This window comes from Streptomyces sp. NPDC021093 (assembly GCF_044333135.1).
Classification (GTDB): Bacteria; Actinomycetota; Actinomycetes; order Streptomycetales; family Streptomycetaceae; genus Streptomyces.
Genome location: NZ_JBIRQJ010000021.1, coordinates 54107 through 73486 on the forward strand (window position 1 = coordinate 54107; position 19380 = coordinate 73486).

Here is a 19380-nt window from a genome sequence, read left to right on the forward strand (position 1 = left end):
CGAAGCGCGCTTCGGGCAGGTGCCCGGAATATGACGTCCACGACGCATCCCAGCACCGGGTCGATGTCCCGAAACCCGGTCCTCGACCACTATCACCGGCTGTCCGGCATCGTGCGTGCCTGCGGCCAGGAGAAGGCGGGCCATCCGGATCCGGAGGGGTTCCAGCCCGACTTCGAGTTTCCTGACCTCGACGACACCGTCCGCGCGTTCTTCTCACCCGCAGCCGTTTCCTTGCGCACCCTCCCGGATCTGGCAGGGCGCCGGATGCGGCTGATGGACCTCACCGGCAACCCGCACACGAGGACGACGAAGACACTGGCCTCGCTGCTGATCGTCGCCCGTGCTGTGGCACACATCCGCCGCACTGGGATGCCGGTCGTACTCATCACCCCCACCTCCGCCAACAAAGGCACCGCACTGCGCGATGCCGTGCTGCGCGCCCTGGAACTCGGCCTGGCCGAACCCCACCAGCTGCGGGTGGTGACGGTCTGTCCGGCTGTGTGCCGGGAAAAACTGCGGCGCAGCCGGCTGGCCACCGACCCCGAACTGCGCGCGCTCAACCCCGTCCTCGTACACACGGGCCAGCAGGCCGAAGACGTCAAGCCGCTGACTCGTGCCTTCGTGCACGCACACGCCGCCAATTGGGCGCGGCGCACCGGCGGCCGCCTGTGGTTCTCGCTGGACCTGGCCAACTACATGGTGGCCGACACCACCCGGGCCTTCTTCGAGCACGATGTGGATCCGATCGCACCGGGCGAGACACGCCTGCACGCACATGCCGTATCCAGCGCCTTCGGCCTGCTCGGCTACCACCTCGGCCGGGAGATCCTCGAGAGCACCGGCGAGGCGGCCGGCGGTCAGCGCCCGGAGTCCTTTCTGGTGCAGCACCTGCACATCCCCGACATGGTGCTCAGCCAACGGTTCGGCAGCTTCGACCACCGCAATGCACCCGCCTATGCGTGGGACGCGCAGGCGGAGCTGTACCGCCAGGATCAGGAGCCATGCTTTCCCTACGTGACGCATAGCCCCAACGAGATTCTCGACCCCACCTTCTATACGCACCGGCCCCCCACCTCGGAGCGTATGAACGAGATCATCGGCAAGTTCGGGGGCGGCGGCATCGTGGTGTCCCGGCGCGAGTGCCTGGACCATTACCCGACGATTGCCAGCCAGCTGGCCGAAGCCGGAATCCCACTCCCCGACGATCCGCAGCGGCTCGCGGAGTGGTCGCTGGTGATGGCCATGACGGGGGTCCGGGAGGGCGTGCGGCGCGGACTCATCGGGCCGGACCGCACTCTTGTGGTCCACGCCTCGGGCACGTATGCCCACGGAGACTACGAGACCTTGCGGGACGACGAATTCCATTGGGTTTACAACGACGCCGATATCGCCGCTGCCCTCGGAGTGCACTGAATGCCGCGTCTCCTTGTGCTGGGTACAGGTTCCCTGGCCACCGCGGTGTGCTGTGCCTTGGCGCACGCCCCCGGCGGTGACCTGCAGGTCACCGTGGCGGGCCGCAGCGCACGGGCCGCCGCCGAGCTGGCTCATGTCGCCGGCGTACGGGCGCACAGCGCGGCGGTCCCGGTCACCTTCGATGCCGCCCCGGCCGGACAGCAGCTTCAGGATCCACAGCAGCTGGTTGCCCAGGCCGCACCGGATCTGGTGCTGGTATGTGCCTCGTCGCATTCCCCCTGGGAGCGCGAGCGCACCCCCAGCGCATGGACGGACCTGGTCACCGCTGCCGGTTTCGGCCTCACGCTGCCCTTCCAGGCGGACCTTGCCGTGCGCGCCGTGCGCGCGGTGGCCGCCACCGGGTCGAGTGCCCAGGTGGTCAATGCCTGTTTCCCCGACGCGGTCAACCCGGTGCTGGACGCCTTGGGCCTGCGGGTGCTGTGCGGGGTCGGCAACGCGGGCCTCGTAGCTGCCTCGCTCGCGCATGCCCTGGAAGTGGACGACACCGCACGGCTACGGGTCCTGGCGCACCATGTTCACCTCGCCCCGCCCGGCACCGGCGAGGATGAGGCACGCGTCTGGCTGGACGACACAGAGGTGGCGGACCCGGCCAGGTATCTGGCCCGGATGCGGCAGACACCTCGCGAGCGGCTGAACCTGGTGACCGGGCAGACCGCCGCCCGCGTGATCACGGCGCTGCTGCACGGCATGGACCTGGACACCAGCGTCCCAGGACCGTGGGGCCTGCCCGGCGGCTATCCGGTGCGGGTGCGTGAGGGACGCCTGGAGCTCGCCCTGCCTGCAGGCCTGAGCCGCAGTGCCGCCACGGCATGGAACCGCCGCGCGGGAGCACGAGACGGCATCGAGGTCATCGACGGAATGGTCCGCTTCACCGACCGTGTGCGGAACGCCCTGCGTCTGGCGGGTGCTGACGAATGGGTGGACGGATTCCCTGTCCAGGACCTGGACTCTGCACGAACCCGCCTGACCGCGTTGCGTACGCGGCTGCGGTCCTTGCCCGCCGGCGAGCCGACCGTGCCAGTCGCCTCCGGACTCGGCAGGGGCCGCGCATGAGGGTGGACCGGCTCTGGACCACCGGTGGTTACCTGTGGCGCAATGGCGAAGGCGCCCTGATCCGCAGCGCCCACCGCTCCGTCGACGCCGTGACCTCACGTCGTGCGGTGTGGGTGAAGTCACGTGGAGGCGACGGCGCGCCGAGCCTGGCGTATGCCGGTCTGCCGGAAGGCATCCATCTGACACTTCCGTTTCTCGAGCAACGGCGCGGGGCCGCCGCGGAGACCGTACGGATCTCGTCCCGCCATCGCTGGGACCGGCTGTCTGCGGAGATGGCCGGGTCGGACACCGATCTGGTCGTCACCGGTTACGACACTCGCCGCGCTCGGCAGCTTCCGCAGGCCCGCTCGCTCACCCTCCCCTTCCGTGTGTCACTGGTGGTGGCTCTGGGCGACGGGACAGATGTGCTGCAACGCGTCTCACGCAAGGACCGCCAGCAGTTCGCCCGTCAGCAGCGCAGCAGTCGATGGACTCTCGAAGTGGCCGATTCGGACGCCGATTTCGCGTACTTCTACGACCGAATGCACATGCCCACCATGCGGGCCCGGCATGGCGACAGTGCCCGCTCCGAAGGCCGCGCCACCGCACACGCGGAAATCTACCGCAAGGGGGCGCTGTTCTTCCTGCGGCAGTCGGGCGAGCGCGTGGTGGGAGCTCTGTGCCGCGTGCAGCCCGCCGGAAGAACTCTGGTTCTGCGCCTGGTCGGAGTGGCGGACGGCGACCTCGCCCACTATCACGGGGGCACCTATACCGCTCTGTTTCTCTACGTCCTACAATGGGCCGCGCGAAATGGAATGGCACGGGTTGACCTCGGCGGATGCGAACCCTTCATCAGCAAGGGGACTTTCCAGTTCAAACGCAAGCTCCACCCCGAAGTGGTGCTGCCCGCCAACCACTTCCGCCACAAGCGTCTGCATTTCACCGTGGTCAACGATACCGAGCCCGTACGTCGCTTCCTCGTCGAGAACCCGGTGATCGCTCTCGACGCGCAGAACCGGCTCACAGCGGTCTATTTCAACGACAGCCGACGGTCCGGCCGAACTCGCCTGCCCTGGCGAACTGCGGGCATGGCGAGCGCAGTGAATCTCGATCTCGATACGTTCCTGCACCCCGATGCGGCTGCCACTCTTCTGTCCCGGCATGACGCGTCGGCAGCCACTACGCCCGCGTGCCAGTAATCACCCCTATTTCCTGTCGCGAAAGGTTGGTGCAAGAGGAGTTGGAAACCCATGCGTGGTTCGCTTCCCGGCCGTTTCCGGCAATGCACCGGAGTCATCCGGACGAAATCATTCGAGTGCTCCGCGACGAGCTGAAGGACTGCGGCACATGGGTGGATGTCCAGCCGGTGCCTCTGGAGCCCTTCCCGACCTCCCGCCAGTCATACGACGAACTGTTCGCTGTCTCGCGCGACCTGTTGGGCCTGTTGCGCCGGGCCCTGCTGGAGGCGGCGCCGACCCGGCAGGGCAGGCTGGACGCCCTGGGGGGACGTCCCGGCACGCACTCGTACCCGCTTTTCGTCGACGACGACGAGTTTGAGCTGCGGCACTGTGCCGCGATGGCACGCCCCGATGTCGTGATCGGCCGTGACGGTCCCCGGTTTCTGGAGTTCAACGTCAGTGGGGCGTTCGGTGGACCCACCGAAGCGCATGGGTTCGGGCGGGCCTGGACCCGCCTGTACGGCGGAGTGGGTTCCAGCCTGCCCTTCACCATGGATGACCCCTTCTCGGCACGGGCCGACCTCTTCGAAAAGGTCTGCGCCGAGCTGGGCGTGCCGAAGGCGGTGGCGCTGGTCGGAAATCGAGTGGACCGCCGCGGCGAGACCACCCGCTACTTCGACGGCGAGGCCGCCTACCTGCGGGGGCGGGGCTTCCTCGCGGAGGTGGTCGAACCCGGCGCGCTCCCCGAGGCGATCGGCCGGCCGGGCAGCCTGCGTTTCCCCTTGGCCCTGCGGTATTTCGCGCCCGCCGACTGGGTCTCCCGCGGCGAGTCTCTCGATGCGGTACGTGCCCTCATCGCCGTCGGCTGCGTCCTCTACCCTCCCGAAAGCAGCTATCTCCTGGCCAACAAACGCCTGCTCGCCCGACTGTCGAAGCCCCATGACTGGATGTCTGACAGCGACCGGCGACTGGTGCAGCGATATGTGCCATGGACGCGACTTGCCCGGGACGGCAAGGTCGACTGGCGCGGTGAGTGGGAGGATCTGCGGCGGCTCCTGACCGTACGGCGGGAGTCATTTGTGATCAAGCCGGCGGTGGGCATGATGGGGCACGGAGTGGTCATCGGGCGCTTTCGCTCGCCGACGCAGTGGGAGGCCGATGTCACCCAGGTGCTCGATTCCGGCAACGCCATCGTGCAGGAGTATGTGGAGCCGGCTCGCTATGAGCTGGAGATGGCCGCGGAGCCCGGCACGGAGCCGTACCGTGCCTCGGTCGCCCCGGTGCTCAGTCCGCTCCTCTTTGGCGGTCGTCCGGGCGGCATCTATGCACGCTACTACCCGGACGGCCGCAGCGGAGTCGTCGGAGTGGCCCAGGGCGGCGCGATGGAGAACGTGGTGCTCCCAGGAAGCGACTGACCGCGACTGCAGGGAACTGTGCTGCCGAACAGGAGGTGACGAAGCCGAATGGGAAATGCCTCATGGAAGGTCGACCGACTTACCGGATGCATCGGCGCGCAGGTGTCGGGGCTCGACGTCCGCCGGACGGGACCGGCCGACGCCGACGTGCTGTGCGATCTGGTCCGGAAGCACGGCGTGCTGTTCTTACGTGGTCAGCCGACGGATCCGGCAACCCTTGTCGCCTTCGCCGGCCTCTTCGGTGACGTGCTGCCCGCCCACCCGCTCAAACCGGGTCTGCCGGACCACCCCGAGGTCCTGGCCAACCAGACCGGCGGGGTGCGACCGCAGGACCTCCGCTGCCGCGACGCACACAATCGGCACGGCACCAACTGGCACGTGGATTGCACCTTCGTCCGTGAGGTGCCGACGTACTCCCTGCTTCAGGCGGCGCGGGTGCCGCCGGTAGGCGGCGACACTCTCTTCGCCGACCTGGCCGGCGCCTACGCGGCACTGTCCGCGCCGCTGCGCGACCTGGCCGACGGCCTGCGATGTCCGCATGATGTGCGGCTGCTGTACGCCGACTGGCTGGAGCCCGGGGCCGATCCGCTCCTGCGGGAGAAGCTGCTGGAGATGCCGGTGGTGAGTCAGCCGCTCGTGGCCGTTGACGAAGAGGCCGGCGGGCGCAGGTCTCTGGTCCTCAACCCCAATTGTGTCAGGACCATCGAAGGGTTCTCCGATCTGGAGAGTCATACCCTGCTCGAGCTCTTCATGCAGTACACCCTCGTGCCCGAGCGCACAGCGCGGTGGCGCTGGGCCGAGGGCGATATCGCCGTCTGGGACAACGCCCGGCTGCTGCACAACTACGTCATGGATCACGGGGCTTCGCCGCGGTTGATCCACCGGGCGATGGCGGGCGAGGCACCGTTGAAGCCCGTGGGGAGCGGGCTCCCCACCCTGACTCCGTCCCTCGTCATGCCCTCCGACCGATGAGGATCCTGCTGCGATGAACTCTGTGCCGACCAACGAGGGCACGGGCACTGTGGACCCGGTCCTGGAGCGATTTCATCTCCTCGTGAACGCCCCGGCCCTGGTCAATGCCCTGACCACTGCTTTGGAACTGGATCTGTTCATCACCCTCTTCGGGCGCCCGGCTACCTTCGAAGATCTGCAGGCCGAGACGGGTCTGCCGCCCCACTCCCTACGTGTGTTGCTACACGCCGTGTGCACGACCGGGCTGCTGGTGCGGCGCGACGGCCGGTATGCGAACTCCGCGGTCGCCGACGACCTCCTTACCGCGACAGGGCCCGAGAGCTGGCGGAACATTCTGACCGGCTGGCGGGAGGTGTACTACCCGGCCTTCACCCACCTGACGGAAGCGCTCAAAACCGGTACGAACACCGCGCTGTCCGCGTATCCGGGTGACGAGCCGACTCTTTACCAGAGGCTGCCGTACCAGCCGCGGCTTGAGGCCGTCTTCCACCGCGCCATGACCGCCTTCACCCTGCGCACCATCGATGCCCTTGTTGACAGCGGTCAGTTCACGGCGGTGCGCCGACTGCTCGACGTGGGCGGCGGCGACGGGACCACCAGCGTCCGCCTCGCGGCCCGCCACCCCGAACTGACCTCGACCGTATTCGACATTCCGAGTGTGTCCCGCCTCGCCGGTCAAGCGACCGTGGTCGGCTTCGAGGACCGGATCACCCTGCACCCCGGGGATCTGTTCACCGATCCCTTTCCTCAGGGCCACGACACCGTGTTGTTCAGCCATGTGCTGGAAGTCTTCTCCGGCGACCAGATCACGACGCTGCTGCGGAAGGCATGCGAGATTCTTCCAACCGGCGGACGAGTCCTCATCTACGGGTTCAACGCGTCGGACGACGAGACGGAAGGCTGGTACTCCGCCCGCCTCTCGCTCTACCTCAACGCGCTGGCCAGTGGCCAAGGCATGGCCTATCCGGCGTGCGATTACGAGGCGTGGCTGCGACAGGCCGGCTTCGGGCAGATCAGAACGCTCAGGAACCTCCCGTACGAACACGGCCTGCACATCGGAGTGAAGCCATGACGCACCTTGACGGGCCGCGCAATACATTACGGTACATCGAACTCAAGAACGTCCGGCCCGCGGTGAATGCCCTCGTCCACGAATCACCCTTGCCTCCGGATTCGCCAGCAATGTGGCCTGCCATCGGGGAATACCCGATCTACAATTCCGACCTGTACCGGTCCCTCACCTCGGACGAGACCCGCAACAACAGATTCAGGGCGGCGCTGCAAAAGCTGTCCCAGGGAAAGGTTGTACTCGACATCGGTACCGGCGAGGAAGCCTTCTGGGCGCGCGAGGCCATCGCCGCCGGTGCACGCCACGTAGTGGCCATGGAGGTGATGGAAGACGCCTTTGCCGCCGCCGCCGAGAATGTCGGCCGGAGCGGCACGGGTGAGGCCATCACCCTGCTTCACGGGGCGTCAACGGACCTGTCGGTCGGTCGCCCGGCGGACGTATGCGTTGCCGAAGTGATCGGGTCCGTCGCGGGCGCGGAAGGCGCGGCGGCCATCCTCAGCGATGCCCGGCGCCGTCTGCTCAAGCCCGGGGCTGTCATCATCCCCCATCACTGTGACACGCAGTCCGCCGCCGTGTCCCTCCGCAAGGTCCTAGGCGGCCGGGAGCCGGCCTTTGCGGTCGAGGCGGTGCCGCTCTTGGAGCGGATCATCGGCTGGAACAGAGCTCCTTTTGACGTTCGCCTGCGTATCCGGAACCCTGATCGCGATGCAGTCATCTCCACCCAGGAAGCCGTTGAGGTGCTCGACTTCAATGGGGAGTTGCGCTGCGAGCAGGAACAGTCGGTGACATTCAAGGTTACGCGGTCCGGCCATATGGACGGCATACTGACCTGGCTGCAGATCGCCTGCCTGCCTGATGAAGTGCCACTCGACGCACTGCGCGACAACACCAGCTGGGCCTCCGTCTACTTCCCCCTGTTTGATCACGAAATACCCGTGGAGCCCGGTGACCAACTCCACGTCACCTTCCGAACCGAACTGAGCGACGATCACACGCATCCCGACTACCACATCAAGGCAACGCTCCGTGCTGGAGGCAGCGACTTGCACGCGCAGCACACATCTCTGCACCACGGAAAACTGCTGCACAGCCACCCGTTGTACCGCAGACTGCTGACGACGCATGAGGAGCGGTGAGGGTATTGCTGCGCAAGCTGGTTGTCGATATCGAGCCGCTCAAGTCCAGCGCATCATTCCGCAGACTCTGGATCGGCGGCGCGCTGTCCTCGGTGGGCAGCAGAATGACCTCCTTCGCGGTCATCCTCCAGGTGTACCAACTCACCGGATCCTCGGTGGCGGTGGGCGCGGTAGGTCTTGCCACCGTGGTGCCGATGCTCATCGTCGGGCTCATCGGAGGATCACTGGCAGACGCGCTGGACCGCCGCAAGCTGGTCTTGGCGACCACTACCGGAATGACCGGGACAGCGGTCCTTTTCGCGGTACTGGCCTGGGCGGGCAACCAGCAGGTGTGGCCGCTTTACGCCCTCACCGCCCTGCAGTCGCTGCTGCTGGCCGTTGACGCGCCGACGCGCCGTACATTCGTCCCGCGGCTGCTTTCCGAGCAGTTGCTGCCCGCTGGGCTTGCCCTGCAGATGCTGGCCTTCCATACCAGCGTGATGACAGGCCCCATTCTGGCGGGAATGCTAGCCGCGGCGGGCGGGGTGAAGGTCATTTACCTCATCGATGCTCTCACCTTCCTCGTCTCTCTCTACGCGGCTTTCCGGCTGCCCACGATGCGTGTGGAGGAACAGAAGACGAAACCTGGGATTAAATCCATCTGGGAGGGATTGCGCTACATAAGCCGCAATCGGATAGTGGGCGGCGCGATGCTCACCGACCTGAGCACCACCGCGCTCGCAATGCCTTTCGCTATCCTCCCGGCACTCAACGCCCTCAACTTCGGCGGCTCCCCCAGGACGCTGGGACTACTCAACGCCGCACCGGGTGTCGGAGCAGTGCTGGCCATGGTGCTGTCGGGTGCGGTCGGCCGCACCCGACGCAAGGGGGCCTGGCTCTTGGGCACGGGAATGCTGTGGGGCGGGGCGATCGCCTGCCTCGGGCTGACCGATCAGTTGTGGCTTGCGCTAGGGCTCTTGGGGATCGCAGGTGCCGCCGATGCGACGATCGTCGTGCTGCGGGGGGCTATTGTGCAGTCCAGCATTCCCGACCAGTTCCGCGGACGTGCCACCTCCGTCGATTTCGTCATCGGTGCAGGAGGCCCGCATCTGGGAAATTTCCGCGGTGGTGTCGTCGCTTCCGTCGCCACACCTTCGATCAGCGCGTTCACAGGCGGCCTCTCATGTGTTGTCGCCCTAGCAGTCGTTGCGCTGTATTTCCCCGCATTGCGGCGCTTCGGCTCGAATGCTGATCACCCCGGACCAGACCTCGGGGGCGATAAGCAAAACAGCCAGGACGACGTATCCGTCAGCGACAAGAACTGAATCGGCAAGGACTAGCTGCGAGGTGATCATTCGTGATGTATCCGTGCACGTCCGCTGCATGTCCCGTCTTGGATAGGTGACCGCTATGGTGAGGATCCTGGTCGGCAACGACTTCGATGATGTCCTGCGCACTCGCCCGGCGTCGGGCTGGTGGAACCAGCGCGTGGCATGGTTCGCGGAGGACGGCGACATCGTCATCATGCCGGCGGAGCCGGATGAATCCTTCCTTTCCTACGTAACCACGATGACGGGCACTCAGCGCTCATCGTTGACGGTACTGGTGCCACCCAGAGACGGTGGCCGCTCGGACACGTTGTCAGGGCGGAGCCTTACGGACGAGCGGCTGCTCGGCGAGATACGTACGGCACTTGCCGGACGCGCTGTCACCAGCGTCTTCCCGCTATGGCCCAGCGCCTCGGTCGCTCGCATGGCCAGCGCTCTGGGCGTGCCCAATGCCTTGGCCGGACACGGCTTCGCCGAACAGAGCGGGGGCGCTTTGCTGAACAGCAAGACGGCGTTCCGAGCAATCGCCGCGGGCGCCGGCGTTGGGCTGCCGCGCGGGCGCGTGTGCGCCGATCACGAGGACGCGGCAGACGCGATCTGGGAACTGGTGGGAGCAGGCCACATCGCCATGCTGAAGAAGGACTACATGTCCGGAGGCGCCGGAAACGAAATCGTGAGTCCCATACCCGACGTCACCCCGGTGGGCGCGAAGAATGTCGTGCCGGCCACCGACGAGGAATCCGTGCACAGGTACGTGGAAGAGCGATGGGACTGGCTCAGCGACGGGGGCAGGCACCGCTTCGTCGTGGAGCAATACCATCCGGGAAGCGTCGCATGCTTCGCGGAATTCTCCATCACCGACGACGATATCGTGTTCGGGGCAAACGGCGACATGCTGTCCGAACCGGTGGTGACGAAACAGATCATCCCGCCCCCGGAGTGTCCTCCGCAGGTGCTTGAAGAACTCACCCGCCAGGGGCGGCGCCTGTGCGAGCCACTGCAGGCCATGGGGTACCGCGGCACACTCGGCGCGGACGGTCTCATCACTCCTGCAGGCGAGGTGTTCTTCACCGAGTACAACGGGCGTGTCAGCGGCTCGACACACGTGTATCGCATCATCGGGGAGAAGGTCGTCGGCCGGGACTTCATGAAGGACCGTATTCTACTCGAGGGATTCTGGCCCAAGGGCTGGTCAGTTCCTTCATTCGATACGGCGGTCCAGCTTCTCACGGATGCTGGTCTTTCCTATGACCCCGACACCCGTAAGGGCGTGGTCATAAGCAGTGCCTTCGACCGGCGCGACGGCACTCTGCTGCACTGCGTCGTCGAGGAGAGCCTCGCACGCGCGGAAGCCACCGATGCGCAACTGGCGCGACTGTTCGCCGGCGAAGGCGGCAGCGAAGCCGCCCAATAGCGCAGGCATTTATGCAGGTGTCGTTGACGGGGGAAGATGATCAGAGGGTGGGGCTGTGACCTGCGGATTGTTCAGATGGTGCGGGTGGGATTGAGTCAGGACCGCTCGGGCTTCGTGACGCGAGTGCATCCGCCACGGCCACCACCTCCGGGAAGATCACCGGATCGCTATTCAGCCCTGGTGTGAGTTGAGAAGCCTTATCTCAACCGATCGTGGAACGGGTGGATCGAACAAGTTTCCCGCCGGGGTGATCTTCCCGTTGTACGCGCATGAAGGCAGGGCCTCTCGGTAACTCGGGGATGCGAATCTAACCGTGCAGTGCCGGGAGGCCCTGGAGCCGATGGTGTCCCTCGTTGTGGTGGTTCCGTGCCAGTTGGGGGTGGTTTCGCCGGTGAGGCGGCGGGTCATGAGGTCGGTCGTCGCGAGGTGGATCGTGGCTTCGGAGCGGTGGGGGTGGGTTTCGTAGTCGCGGGCGAGGCGTCGGTGGTGCATGAGCCGGCCGATGCTGCGTTCGATGGTCCAGCGTCTCGGGATGATTTTGAATCCCTTGGTGCCTGGCGGGCGTTGGACGGGGTGGACGTCGATGCCCAGGCGGGCGCCGTGGTTGATGGCCGTGGTGCGGTGGCCGGCGTCGGCCCAGACCTTGGTGACGTGCGGGTGGGCGGCGGCGATGCGGGTCGGCAGGGTGACACCGGCCGCGGTGTCGGAGACGCTGGCGGCGGTGACCAGGACGGTCAGCAGCAGGCCGAGGGTGTCGCAGCCGAGGTGGCGCTTGCGGCCGATGATGCGTTTCCCGGCGTCGGTGCCCTGACCGGTGAGGTGCACGTTGGCGGAGGTCTTGACGGTCTGGGAGTCCAGCACGCAGGCCGGCGGTTCGCCGTCGCGTCCTTCGCTCTCCCGGACCAAGCGCCGCAGCAGGCCGGTGAGTTCTTCGGACACGCCGTCCTGCTGCCACTTCGCGAAGTAGCCGTACACCGTGGCCCACGGGGCGAAGTCGTGCGGCAGGTAGCGCCAGGGGATGCCGGTGCGGTCCACGTAGAGCACCTCGTTCATCAGGGAGCGCAGATCGTGTTCGGGTGGGCGCCCGATGTCCAGGGCGTCCCTGCGGCGCCTGGTCCGCCAGGCCGTGAGGACCGGTTCGATCAGTGCCCGGCGTCCGTCCGAGAGGTCGCTGGGATACCCGTCGCGCGGGGTCATGTTTGTGATGTACCGCGCGGAGGGCGCCGGGTCCAGGGGACAAAGGGCCGTGCGCGGGGACGGGTTGGGAGGAGGCGCGAGGTGCTGGAACGAAACAGTCCTCTGCCGTCACCACACAGCCGCGCAGCTCGACTGCACCTCCCGCCCCGGAACCAGAGGGCCTCAAAATCATCCCGAACACAAATGAAACAGTCCCAAACGCTCAGTTAGAGACTGCGGGGTCCCCCGACTGTCGGGAATCCCGGCATTCGGGCAGGGATGGTGATTGTCGGCCCGTGGCGCTGCTTCTTGCGGAGCTTGACCCGCCGCTTCTGCCCCTGTTCGACGGCCGTCTTCGTCGGTGGAACGACCTCGGCTCGGCGGATGTCGGGCTCGAGGGCGAGGGAGGCCAGGAGCTGGTCGACCTCGTCGTCGGTGGCTGGGGTGTCGTACACGACGACCTCGGTCGACCACCGGTTGCGCTCCCCGACATGATCCTCACCTTGACCACGTACCGGGCCACTTGCAAGTACCCCATGGCCCCCGCCATGGCGTCCCGGCCGTAGCCGTACTTCGCGCTGATCTTGGCGAGCGTGATCTCCCACCCGTCCTGATGACGGATCAGCACGGTGAGCAGCGCCAGTGCCATGAAGTCGAGGCAGACCGCGTCGTCGACGGTCTCGTTGGGGATCGCCGCGAACCGAGGCGGCCGACCGGAGCGCTTCCTCATCGTGTCGCCGCCCGAGAGGCGATCAGCTCGTATGACGTGAGCGCCGTCGGACACGGCCTGACATCGTTGGCACTGGTGACGGCGAACCGTGGCTGCCACGAGAGTTCGAACCGCGTGGGATGACGCGGCGGCGTTCTGACGCCCTGGAGCTCCCCGTGCAAACCGGCTGAGAGGAGTCGGGGGAGCGCTTCTGCCCAGCACGGTTGCGCACACTATGGACGGCGGTGGGTGTCGGGCCAGGTTGTCGTGTCGTCCGCGCGGACATCGGTGAGGTCGGCACCGTCCAAGTAGGCGTCCGACAGGTTGGCTCCCCGCAGATCAGCACCGTGCAAGATTGCCTGCCGCAGGTCGGCGTGTTCCAGATGCGCGTCGCGCAGGTCAGCGTGCGACAACCGGGCACCTCGAAGGAGGGCGTGACGGAGATCAACGTTCACCAGTTGTCCGTCCTCCAAGTTGCTACTGGGCATGTAGGCACGGGACAGATTCGAATGGCGCAGGTTGGCACCCTGCAGCTGTGCCCTGGAGAGGTGCGCGCGGCGCAAATCTGCTCGCGACAGGTACAACGTGTGTTCCTGAGGATGCCCAGGGCGGCGGCCCAGCACGTACAGGGCGGTCTGTACGTCTGGGGCCCGGGCGGTCAGCCAGGGCACTTGGCGATCCACGGTGGGCGTGGGGTGTTCTGGTCCGTCGAGGGCGCCAACCGGCCATCGAGCATGTTCACGGACGAACGCGCACAGAGTGTCGGTGACGGTCGGTCGGTCGTCGGGAGAGTTCTTGGCGACCCGTTCGAGGGCGTAGATGCCCCCGAGCCGAACATCGCGTGTTTCGCTGCCGAGGTGATCGATCGCGCGGGTGAAGCGTTCCGTTATCTGCCCCTCGCGGGCGAGCCGGAGTTGCTGCCAGCCGACGGCTGCGCCCGCGACGACGACCAACCCGCCCATGGCTCGCAGCAATTGGCTGCGGAAGTCGTTCTGTACCCGGGACTGGGCTTGTTGCAGCTCGACGCGCTTCTCTGCGCTTGTCACCTGACCCAGCTCGCGCGACGCGAGGGGTGGATAGACCATTCGGGGCAGCCAGACGACCGCGGCCAGAGCGATCAGTACAACAACTCCGCCCAGTGCGCCGAGCACCCTTGGATGCGACCGCATTGGTACCACGTTCCCCCCTGTCGACGAGGCTGGACGCGCCACTTTGCCCCACTGCAAGGGCAGCCAGTCTCCGCACGCCGGAAGCCGCCAGGAATCCGGGCGGGATCTGGAAGGACGGGAGCATATTCCGAGCACTCGTCGCCTGGAAACAGCACCAGTCGGGATTGCCAGGAGACAGTGCCGATCTCGCCAATATGCGGCTGGAGGTCTTGGACACCGCCTTCGACTGCCGTGCGGACGCGCAGAGCGAGACGGCGGAGGGCAATCCGTACGGGGCGCGGACGAACCGGCTCTTGAGGCAGCGGCTGATGCCTGAGGCGATGTCGGTGACCCTGCCGTTCAAGATCAATGGCAAGCATCTTCGTGGCCTCGCGTATCAGCTGTGCGACGACTGCGACTACTACTTCTCCGACGTCTTCACGATCTCCGACGAGGAGGCATCGTGAGTAACGCCTCCGAGCGTCTGGCTTCCGAGACGCGCATCAAGGTGCAGGCTCGTAGCGAGGAGCGCCGTGAGGCTCACTACCACGAGGCGAGAGTCCTGCTGCTGATCGGACGCTTCACCACGGCACGAACAGGCCTTGCAGGACTCACCAAACTGGCCAAACTCGACTTCCTACTTCGCTATCCGGCGATGCTGGAGCGACTGCTCGACGAGAGCGGCGACAGCTGGCCCCGCGGCACCGAGCCCACAGCCGCCGAGCGACGGGCCGTCGAGAGTCGTATGACCCGCTCCCCCAGAGGGGCAGTGTCAGAGCGGCTGACGCCAGCTCAGCTGCTGGGCGATCTTGTTGTCGTCTTCCGCGTAGTAGGCCTTGGCCTCTGCCGTGATGCCCGCGCAGAGGCATTGCTTGGAGGGGGATTCGAGGGCGGGGCACTCGTCGTAGTGCCCCTCGGGGTTGTGATCGCTCATTGCGTCTCCGTGGTGTCGTTGGCGGGTGTTCGCCTGGTAGTACCCGGTGGCGGAATTGGACGGCGAAAGTGAGCAAATCTGTGACGGGTGGTGCGGGTGATGTACTGAGCCCGGCATTCGGGGCAGGCGCTCAGGGCCGTGCGCCGCTCGCCCGGGGCGTGCGGGGGAGGTAGCACCGGTCGGTCGCGTCGTCGAGGATGTGGCCGGCTGTCTGCGCGCCGCCGGGTACGGAGTGGAGACCGGACCCCGCACATCGGCCGGCCGGTCCTCACTGGTTGATCATCGGCCGTGCTGCTTGCGGCACGCGGCGACCGTGGCAGGGGCGGCGATCCCTTGCGCCCAGGAACAGACGATGCTCCCGTCGTACTCCTGCCGTGCGCGGGGCTTCGCGGGCCGGGGAGCGGCCGGTGTCGCCCGGCGAGTAGTACGGGGCGGCGCAGCCGTCTGCTGGGGGAACGGGCCCGTTCGTGCGAAGTAGCGCGGCGGGGGAGTTGCCCGGCGGCGCGGTGCCCGGGGCCGGCCCTCCCGGGGAGCGGGTTCCGCCCGGTCCGCATTAACTCTTCTTCTGTGATCGGGAGTTGCTGCGGGTTCCAGCGGGGGTGTTCCGGCGGGCCCCAGGGTGGTGATGGCGGGCGGCTCGATGGGGGCCGGCCAGAGCGGGACGGCATGCGCGAGCTGCGGGCGCTCGACGGGGAGCGCGGGCCGGGCGACGGGGACAGCAGCGGGTACTGCGACGCACCCCACCGCACAGAGGGCGAGTGGCAGGGCGACGGCCAGGAGGGCCGGGAGGTATCGCGGGTGCATGGTGCGACAGTGCCGTGCCCGGCGCAAGCGGCAGAACCTTGAAAGCCACACCGGACCGGGTGGGCCAACCATACGAAGGGCTCGCCCGGTCCCGCAGAGCAATGTAGGGAAGGTTGAGTGCCCGTCCTGACCAACCGCTCTGCGGCTGAGGCCCGGCGATGTCACGGGGAGGCGGCAGAATGCGGGGATGGATGCTTGTCATGACGCAGGTCGCGACCGTGCTGAGCAGGGCAGCCGGACTGGGCGTCGTTACTCGGCGCGTTGAGGATCGTTCACTGGCCGTGAACAACACCAGACGCGTACTCGCCGCCATCACCCTCGCCGGCGCCGTCCTGACCGCGAGCGCTTCGCTGGCCCAAGCTGACCCGACGCCGCCCGCAATTCAGAACACCGGCTGTCTGCCTAACGTCGGCCACATCCTGGATCTGCAGGAAGAGGAGCTTGGCCAGGACACCTCCAGCGCCATCACTGCATACACCACCAGCAGCCTCCTCATCACGGGCTACGACTCGACGGGCAACGATGCCCGGTACAGCTGTCTGCCGAACGCCGAGACAGGGAATTCGGAGTCGTACGCCGACGAAACCAGCTGAACGGCTTCAAGCCCGCCTGCTGACGACGGCCCTGCCTGCGGGAGGCAGGGCCGTCGTCACGTACGCACCCCAGCAGGCCCGTTTCTGGGACTCTCCCCCGCCAGACTGTTGCATCTTGCACTTCTGGTGCAATCTTGCATATTTCAGACATGTTCTGGATCGGTTCTCAATCAGTACGCTGACATCACTCAAACTTCCCTAATCCGTAGTTAGGGACGTTCCGTCGGAGCGGGTGCTTCTCGGGATGTTCGAGTACCAGGTTGTGACATCCATGGGCAGCCGGGCTGATCAGGCCTCAACGTAGACCGCGTGGGCGATCTTGGTGCTCAGGGTGGTGGCGGTCGCGTGGGCGCCGGACGGATGGCTAAAACTTCCCAGGCATCAATGCCTCAACGTAGAGCGGCGACGTCCGACGCCTTCGTGGTCGCCACCACCAGCAGGTCGGTGTTGGCGCCTGTCGGCGCCGGGCGGACGCCTTTGTGATGCCGGGCTTTGACGCCTTCCACCAGACTGCGCGGCGTCCGACGCCGTCAAGCGTCAACACCGACCACTTGATCACTCGTTGGTGTTGGTGGTGCGAGCCCATCGTGCGGTGACCTCTTGCGATGCCCGAGCCCTCTGAGCTCCTGCATAGACCGGGGCCCGTGGGGTGAGCTGGTGCCACGAACAGCTAGTGAGGTGTCGGCCCGACCCATGCGGTTGAGGCCTGGGATTAGGTAGCTGAGTGGCTCCGCACCGTCAACCGGCTGCGCGCCCAGCTCACCGGAATCTTCCCGGCTTGGAGCGCGCTCTCGACGTCACCAACACCGGCCCGCTCGTCTTGCTGACCGGCTACCAAACGCCGGCAGCCCTCCGCCGGGCCGGCCGCAAGAGGCTGGAAACGTGGCTCCGTAATCGCAAGGTCCACCGCGCCGACCAGCTGGCCGAGGCCGCCTTCGAGGCCGCCGAGTGCCAGCACACCAGCCTGCCGGGCGAGAGGCTGACCGCCCAGCTGGTGCACACGTTGGCAGCGGAGGTGATGGCTCTCAACCAGCAGGTCGTCGAGATCGACAAGGCAATCGAGGCCCGGTTTCGCGAACACCACCACTTCGAAGTGATCACCAGCATGCCGGGCCTGGGTGTCATCCTCGGCGCCGAGTTCCTGGCCGCCACCGGCGGTGATATGGCCGTCTTCGGGACTCCTGACCGGCTTGCTGGCTCCGGCGGCGTCGCCCCGGCCCCACGGGACTCCGGCAAGATCAGCGGCAACCTGCGGCGCCCGCAGCGATACAACCGCAGACTCCAACGCGTCTTCTACACATCCGCCTTGTTCAGCATCCGAAAGTGCGAGGAGTCCCGCCGGTTCTACGACCGCAAACAAGCCGAGGGCAAGCGCCACACCCAGGCCGTCCTCGCTCTCGCCCGCCGCCGCGTCAACGTTCTGTGGGCCCTATTGCGCGACGGACGGAGCTACGAGCTCTCGCCACCGACGGCCCTCGCGGCTTGACAAACCGCATTAGGAATCGGTGACACGGGACAGGAGCGGCGGGAGCGCGGCAGGCCCGCCGGAACACGCCTGCATCCGCTGCGCACTCCTGCGCCCCGACCCCGCCCAGCGCCCGCGCCTGGTCCGAGATCCGCGACCACCTCCACGACCGTGCCGCGGAGGCCCGGCGTGAGGGCTGGCTCGGCGAGATCGAGGGCCTGGAGGTCAGCATCTCTTCCAACGCGTCCAGGTCCTTGCGCGTCCAGCGCGGCGGACGCCCCGGACGCGGCGCGTCCGCCAGAGCTTCGAATCCTCTGTCGAGGAATTGGTGCAGGGCCTTGCGCACCGTGACCACGTGCCACTCCACGACTGACGCGATCACGGGCGAGGTCCGGCCGTGGGCCGCGAGGCGCACACACTCCAACCGCATCCGCTCATTGGGCACGAGATCCCGGCGCCTCAACCGCCACCACAACTCAGCGACTTGGGCTGACGACAGCTCTACACGCAGCGGCGTCATTACCATGGCCGCCCCCTCCTGCCAGGTCCTCTACCCAAGCCGCACCGCAAATTACCAAGATCGCTTAGACGGTGGAAACGAGGCAGGACGGAATGCGCGCCATCGTGTACCTACCGGGCGACGGCAGGCTGGTGATCCGCTCACGATCGGGCGCTCCGGTGACGGCGGTGTACCCCGAGCTCCACGCCCTGGCAGACGCCCTCGCCGGAATGCCGGCCGTGCTCGACGGGGAGATCGTCGCCCTCGACGAGGAAGGCCGCCCCGACTTCGCGCGGCTCCAGTCACGGATGGGAGCCTCCCCGGCGAAAGCCGCCCGGCTCGTCGCGACGGTCCCGGTGCACCTGGTGCTCTTCGACGCCCTGCACCTGGACGACCGCAGCCTGCTCGACCGCCCGTTTGCCGACCGCCGCCGGGTATTGGAGGACCTCGGACTCCACGGGGCGCACTGGTCGACCCCGGCCGCGGTGGTTGGCCACGTCCGCGAGGCGTACGAGCTGACCCGCGAGCACCAGTTGGAGGGAATCGTCGACAACTGCTGGCGGCACCGTACGAACCGGGGGGTCCGTTCGAAGCCGTGGATCAAGGGCAAGAGCATGAACGGACCGCCGACGTGGTGGTCGGCGGGTGGGTGCCCGGCCGGGGAGCACTGTCCGGGCTGCCCGGCACGGTCCTGGTCGGCGAGCCCGACGGGTCCGGCGGACTGCGGTACACGGGCAGCGTCGGCACCCGCGGTCGAACGCGAACGCGCCAGCCTCGCCCACCTCCTGGCCGTCGCCGAGGCCGACGACTGCCCGTTCACCACGCTCCTGGACGTGCCCGGCGCCCGCTGGGTGCTGCCCCGCCTGGTCGGCGAAATCCGCTACGCCACACGGCCCCGGGCCGGACGGCTGAGGCATCCCTCCTGGTACCGGCTGCGCCCCGACCTGGCCCCCGAGGACGGCTAAGAGCTGTCCCGTAACTGATCTTTGAGTTGTTGGGGCAGGGTCGTTTACCTACCCGTCGAGGGCGAGGTTGTGCATCCGGGCGATGCCGAGC

16 protein-coding genes and 2 pseudogenes are annotated in these 19380 nt (G+C 67.0%); 14 read left to right on the forward strand and 4 right to left on the reverse strand.

The window, feature by feature from the left end; translation table 11 throughout:
* Window positions 1-30 precede the first annotated feature (30 nt).
* From ACH4SP_RS42320 to ACH4SP_RS42360, 9 genes are all read left to right on the forward strand, one after another.
* Window positions 31-1413: a DUF6002 family protein gene (locus tag ACH4SP_RS42320; protein ID WP_398423799.1), complete on the forward strand. Its 1383-nt coding sequence runs from the start codon at window positions 31-33 to the stop codon at window positions 1411-1413.
* The gene (locus tag ACH4SP_RS42325; protein WP_398423801.1) at window positions 1414-2526 is read left to right on the forward strand and encodes a hypothetical protein; all 1113 of its coding nucleotides are present in this window, start codon (window positions 1414-1416) and stop codon (window positions 2524-2526) included. It abuts the gene before it with no gap.
* Window positions 2523-3704 carry a GNAT family N-acetyltransferase gene (locus ACH4SP_RS42330; RefSeq protein WP_398423803.1) on the forward strand — a complete coding sequence of 394 codons (1182 nt, stop codon included), beginning with the start codon at window positions 2523-2525 and terminating at the stop codon, window positions 3702-3704. Before ACH4SP_RS42325 ends, ACH4SP_RS42330 begins: the two co-directional genes overlap by 4 nt.
* Entirely contained in the window at window positions 3695-5098 is a 1404-nt protein-coding gene (locus tag ACH4SP_RS42335) for a hypothetical protein (RefSeq protein ID WP_398423805.1), read from the forward strand. The genes ACH4SP_RS42330 and ACH4SP_RS42335 overlap by 10 nt, the downstream gene beginning before the upstream one ends.
* A 48-nt stretch (window positions 5099-5146) precedes the next feature.
* Complete coding sequence (locus tag ACH4SP_RS42340; protein ID WP_398423807.1) at window positions 5147-6070, forward strand: TauD/TfdA dioxygenase family protein; 924 nt, start codon at window positions 5147-5149, stop codon at window positions 6068-6070.
* Window positions 6071-6092: 22 nt separating this feature from the next.
* Complete coding sequence (locus ACH4SP_RS42345) at window positions 6093-7142, forward strand: methyltransferase (RefSeq protein ID WP_398423809.1); 1050 nt, start codon at window positions 6093-6095, stop codon at window positions 7140-7142.
* Window positions 7139-8275, forward strand: a complete 1137-nt coding sequence (locus ACH4SP_RS42350; RefSeq protein ID WP_398423811.1) for a class I SAM-dependent methyltransferase — start codon at window positions 7139-7141, stop codon at window positions 8273-8275. Before ACH4SP_RS42345 ends, ACH4SP_RS42350 begins: the two co-directional genes overlap by 4 nt.
* A 5-nt stretch (window positions 8276-8280) precedes the next feature.
* Complete coding sequence (locus ACH4SP_RS42355; RefSeq protein ID WP_398423813.1) at window positions 8281-9579, forward strand: MFS transporter; 1299 nt, start codon at window positions 8281-8283, stop codon at window positions 9577-9579.
* 85 nt (window positions 9580-9664) lie between these two features.
* Window positions 9665-10996, forward strand: a complete 1332-nt coding sequence (locus tag ACH4SP_RS42360; RefSeq protein WP_398423815.1) for a peptide ligase PGM1-related protein — start codon at window positions 9665-9667, stop codon at window positions 10994-10996.
* Between the two features lie 360 nt (window positions 10997-11356).
* On the opposite strand, the pseudogene ACH4SP_RS42365 reads toward ACH4SP_RS42360, so the two are convergent.
* A pseudogene (locus ACH4SP_RS42365) lies at window positions 11357-12193 on the reverse strand (IS5 family transposase); the annotation flags it as partial.
* Between the two features lie 275 nt (window positions 12194-12468).
* Here ACH4SP_RS42365 and ACH4SP_RS42370 point away from each other — a divergent pair.
* A complete protein-coding gene (locus tag ACH4SP_RS42370) occupies window positions 12469-12738 on the forward strand; it encodes a hypothetical protein (protein WP_398423817.1) in 270 nt (89 codons plus the stop codon).
* Between the two features lie 376 nt (window positions 12739-13114).
* Here ACH4SP_RS42370 and ACH4SP_RS42375 read toward each other — a convergent pair whose 3' ends face one another.
* Window positions 13115-14032 (reverse strand): pentapeptide repeat-containing protein, encoded by a 918-nt coding sequence (locus ACH4SP_RS42375; protein WP_398423819.1) that lies wholly within the window; start codon window positions 14030-14032, stop codon window positions 13115-13117.
* A 212-nt stretch (window positions 14033-14244) separates the two neighbouring features.
* Here ACH4SP_RS42375 and ACH4SP_RS42380 point away from each other — a divergent pair, with 212 nt between their 5' ends.
* On the forward strand, window positions 14245-14496 hold the full coding sequence (locus tag ACH4SP_RS42380; protein ID WP_398423821.1) for a hypothetical protein: 252 nt from the start codon (window positions 14245-14247) through the stop codon (window positions 14494-14496).
* Window positions 14497-14801: 305 nt separating this feature from the next.
* On the opposite strand, the gene ACH4SP_RS42385 is transcribed toward ACH4SP_RS42380, so the two are convergent.
* Window positions 14802-14963, reverse strand: coding sequence for a hypothetical protein (locus ACH4SP_RS42385; protein WP_398423823.1), 162 nt, complete (start codon window positions 14961-14963; stop codon window positions 14802-14804).
* Window positions 14964-15967: 1004 nt separating this feature from the next.
* Here ACH4SP_RS42385 and ACH4SP_RS42390 point away from each other — a divergent pair.
* Complete coding sequence (locus ACH4SP_RS42390; protein WP_398423826.1) at window positions 15968-16360, forward strand: hypothetical protein; 393 nt, start codon at window positions 15968-15970, stop codon at window positions 16358-16360.
* A gap of 716 nt (window positions 16361-17076) precedes the next feature.
* Window positions 17077-17846, forward strand: a pseudogene (locus tag ACH4SP_RS42395) (transposase); the annotation flags it as partial.
* Here ACH4SP_RS42395 and ACH4SP_RS42400 read toward each other — a convergent pair.
* The gene (locus tag ACH4SP_RS42400) at window positions 17773-18351 is read right to left on the reverse strand and encodes a helix-turn-helix domain-containing protein (protein WP_398423828.1); all 579 of its coding nucleotides are present in this window, start codon (window positions 18349-18351) and stop codon (window positions 17773-17775) included. The pseudogene ACH4SP_RS42395 and the gene ACH4SP_RS42400 overlap by 74 nt on opposite strands.
* Before the next feature lie 65 nt (window positions 18352-18416).
* On the opposite strand from ACH4SP_RS42400, the gene ACH4SP_RS42405 reads away from it, so the two are divergent.
* Window positions 18417-19289, forward strand: a complete 873-nt coding sequence (locus ACH4SP_RS42405; RefSeq protein WP_398423830.1) for an ATP-dependent DNA ligase — start codon at window positions 18417-18419, stop codon at window positions 19287-19289.
* Window positions 19290-19380: the final 91 nt, after the last annotated feature.

Excerpts from the sequence above, each read along its gene's own strand:
- ACH4SP_RS42340 (WP_398423807.1), top strand. The coding sequence starts at position 5,147 with ATGGGAAATGCCTCATGGAAGGTCGACCGACTTACCGGATGCATCGGC.
- ACH4SP_RS42390 (WP_398423826.1), top strand. The coding sequence starts at position 15,968 with ATGACGCAGGTCGCGACCGTGCTGAGCAGGGCAGCCGGACTGGGCGTC.
- ACH4SP_RS42400 (WP_398423828.1), bottom strand. The coding sequence starts at position 18,351 with ATGGTAATGACGCCGCTGCGTGTAGAGCTGTCGTCAGCCCAAGTCGCT.
- ACH4SP_RS42325 (WP_398423801.1), top strand. The coding sequence starts at position 1,414 with ATGCCGCGTCTCCTTGTGCTGGGTACAGGTTCCCTGGCCACCGCGGTG.
- ACH4SP_RS42380 (WP_398423821.1), top strand. The coding sequence starts at position 14,245 with ATGCGGCTGGAGGTCTTGGACACCGCCTTCGACTGCCGTGCGGACGCG.
- ACH4SP_RS42350 (WP_398423811.1), top strand. The coding sequence starts at position 7,139 with ATGACGCACCTTGACGGGCCGCGCAATACATTACGGTACATCGAACTC.
- ACH4SP_RS42330 (WP_398423803.1), top strand. The coding sequence starts at position 2,523 with ATGAGGGTGGACCGGCTCTGGACCACCGGTGGTTACCTGTGGCGCAAT.
- ACH4SP_RS42360 (WP_398423815.1), top strand. The coding sequence starts at position 9,665 with ATGGTGAGGATCCTGGTCGGCAACGACTTCGATGATGTCCTGCGCACT.
- ACH4SP_RS42385 (WP_398423823.1), bottom strand. The coding sequence starts at position 14,963 with ATGAGCGATCACAACCCCGAGGGGCACTACGACGAGTGCCCCGCCCTC.
- ACH4SP_RS42320 (WP_398423799.1), top strand. The coding sequence starts at position 31 with ATGACGTCCACGACGCATCCCAGCACCGGGTCGATGTCCCGAAACCCG.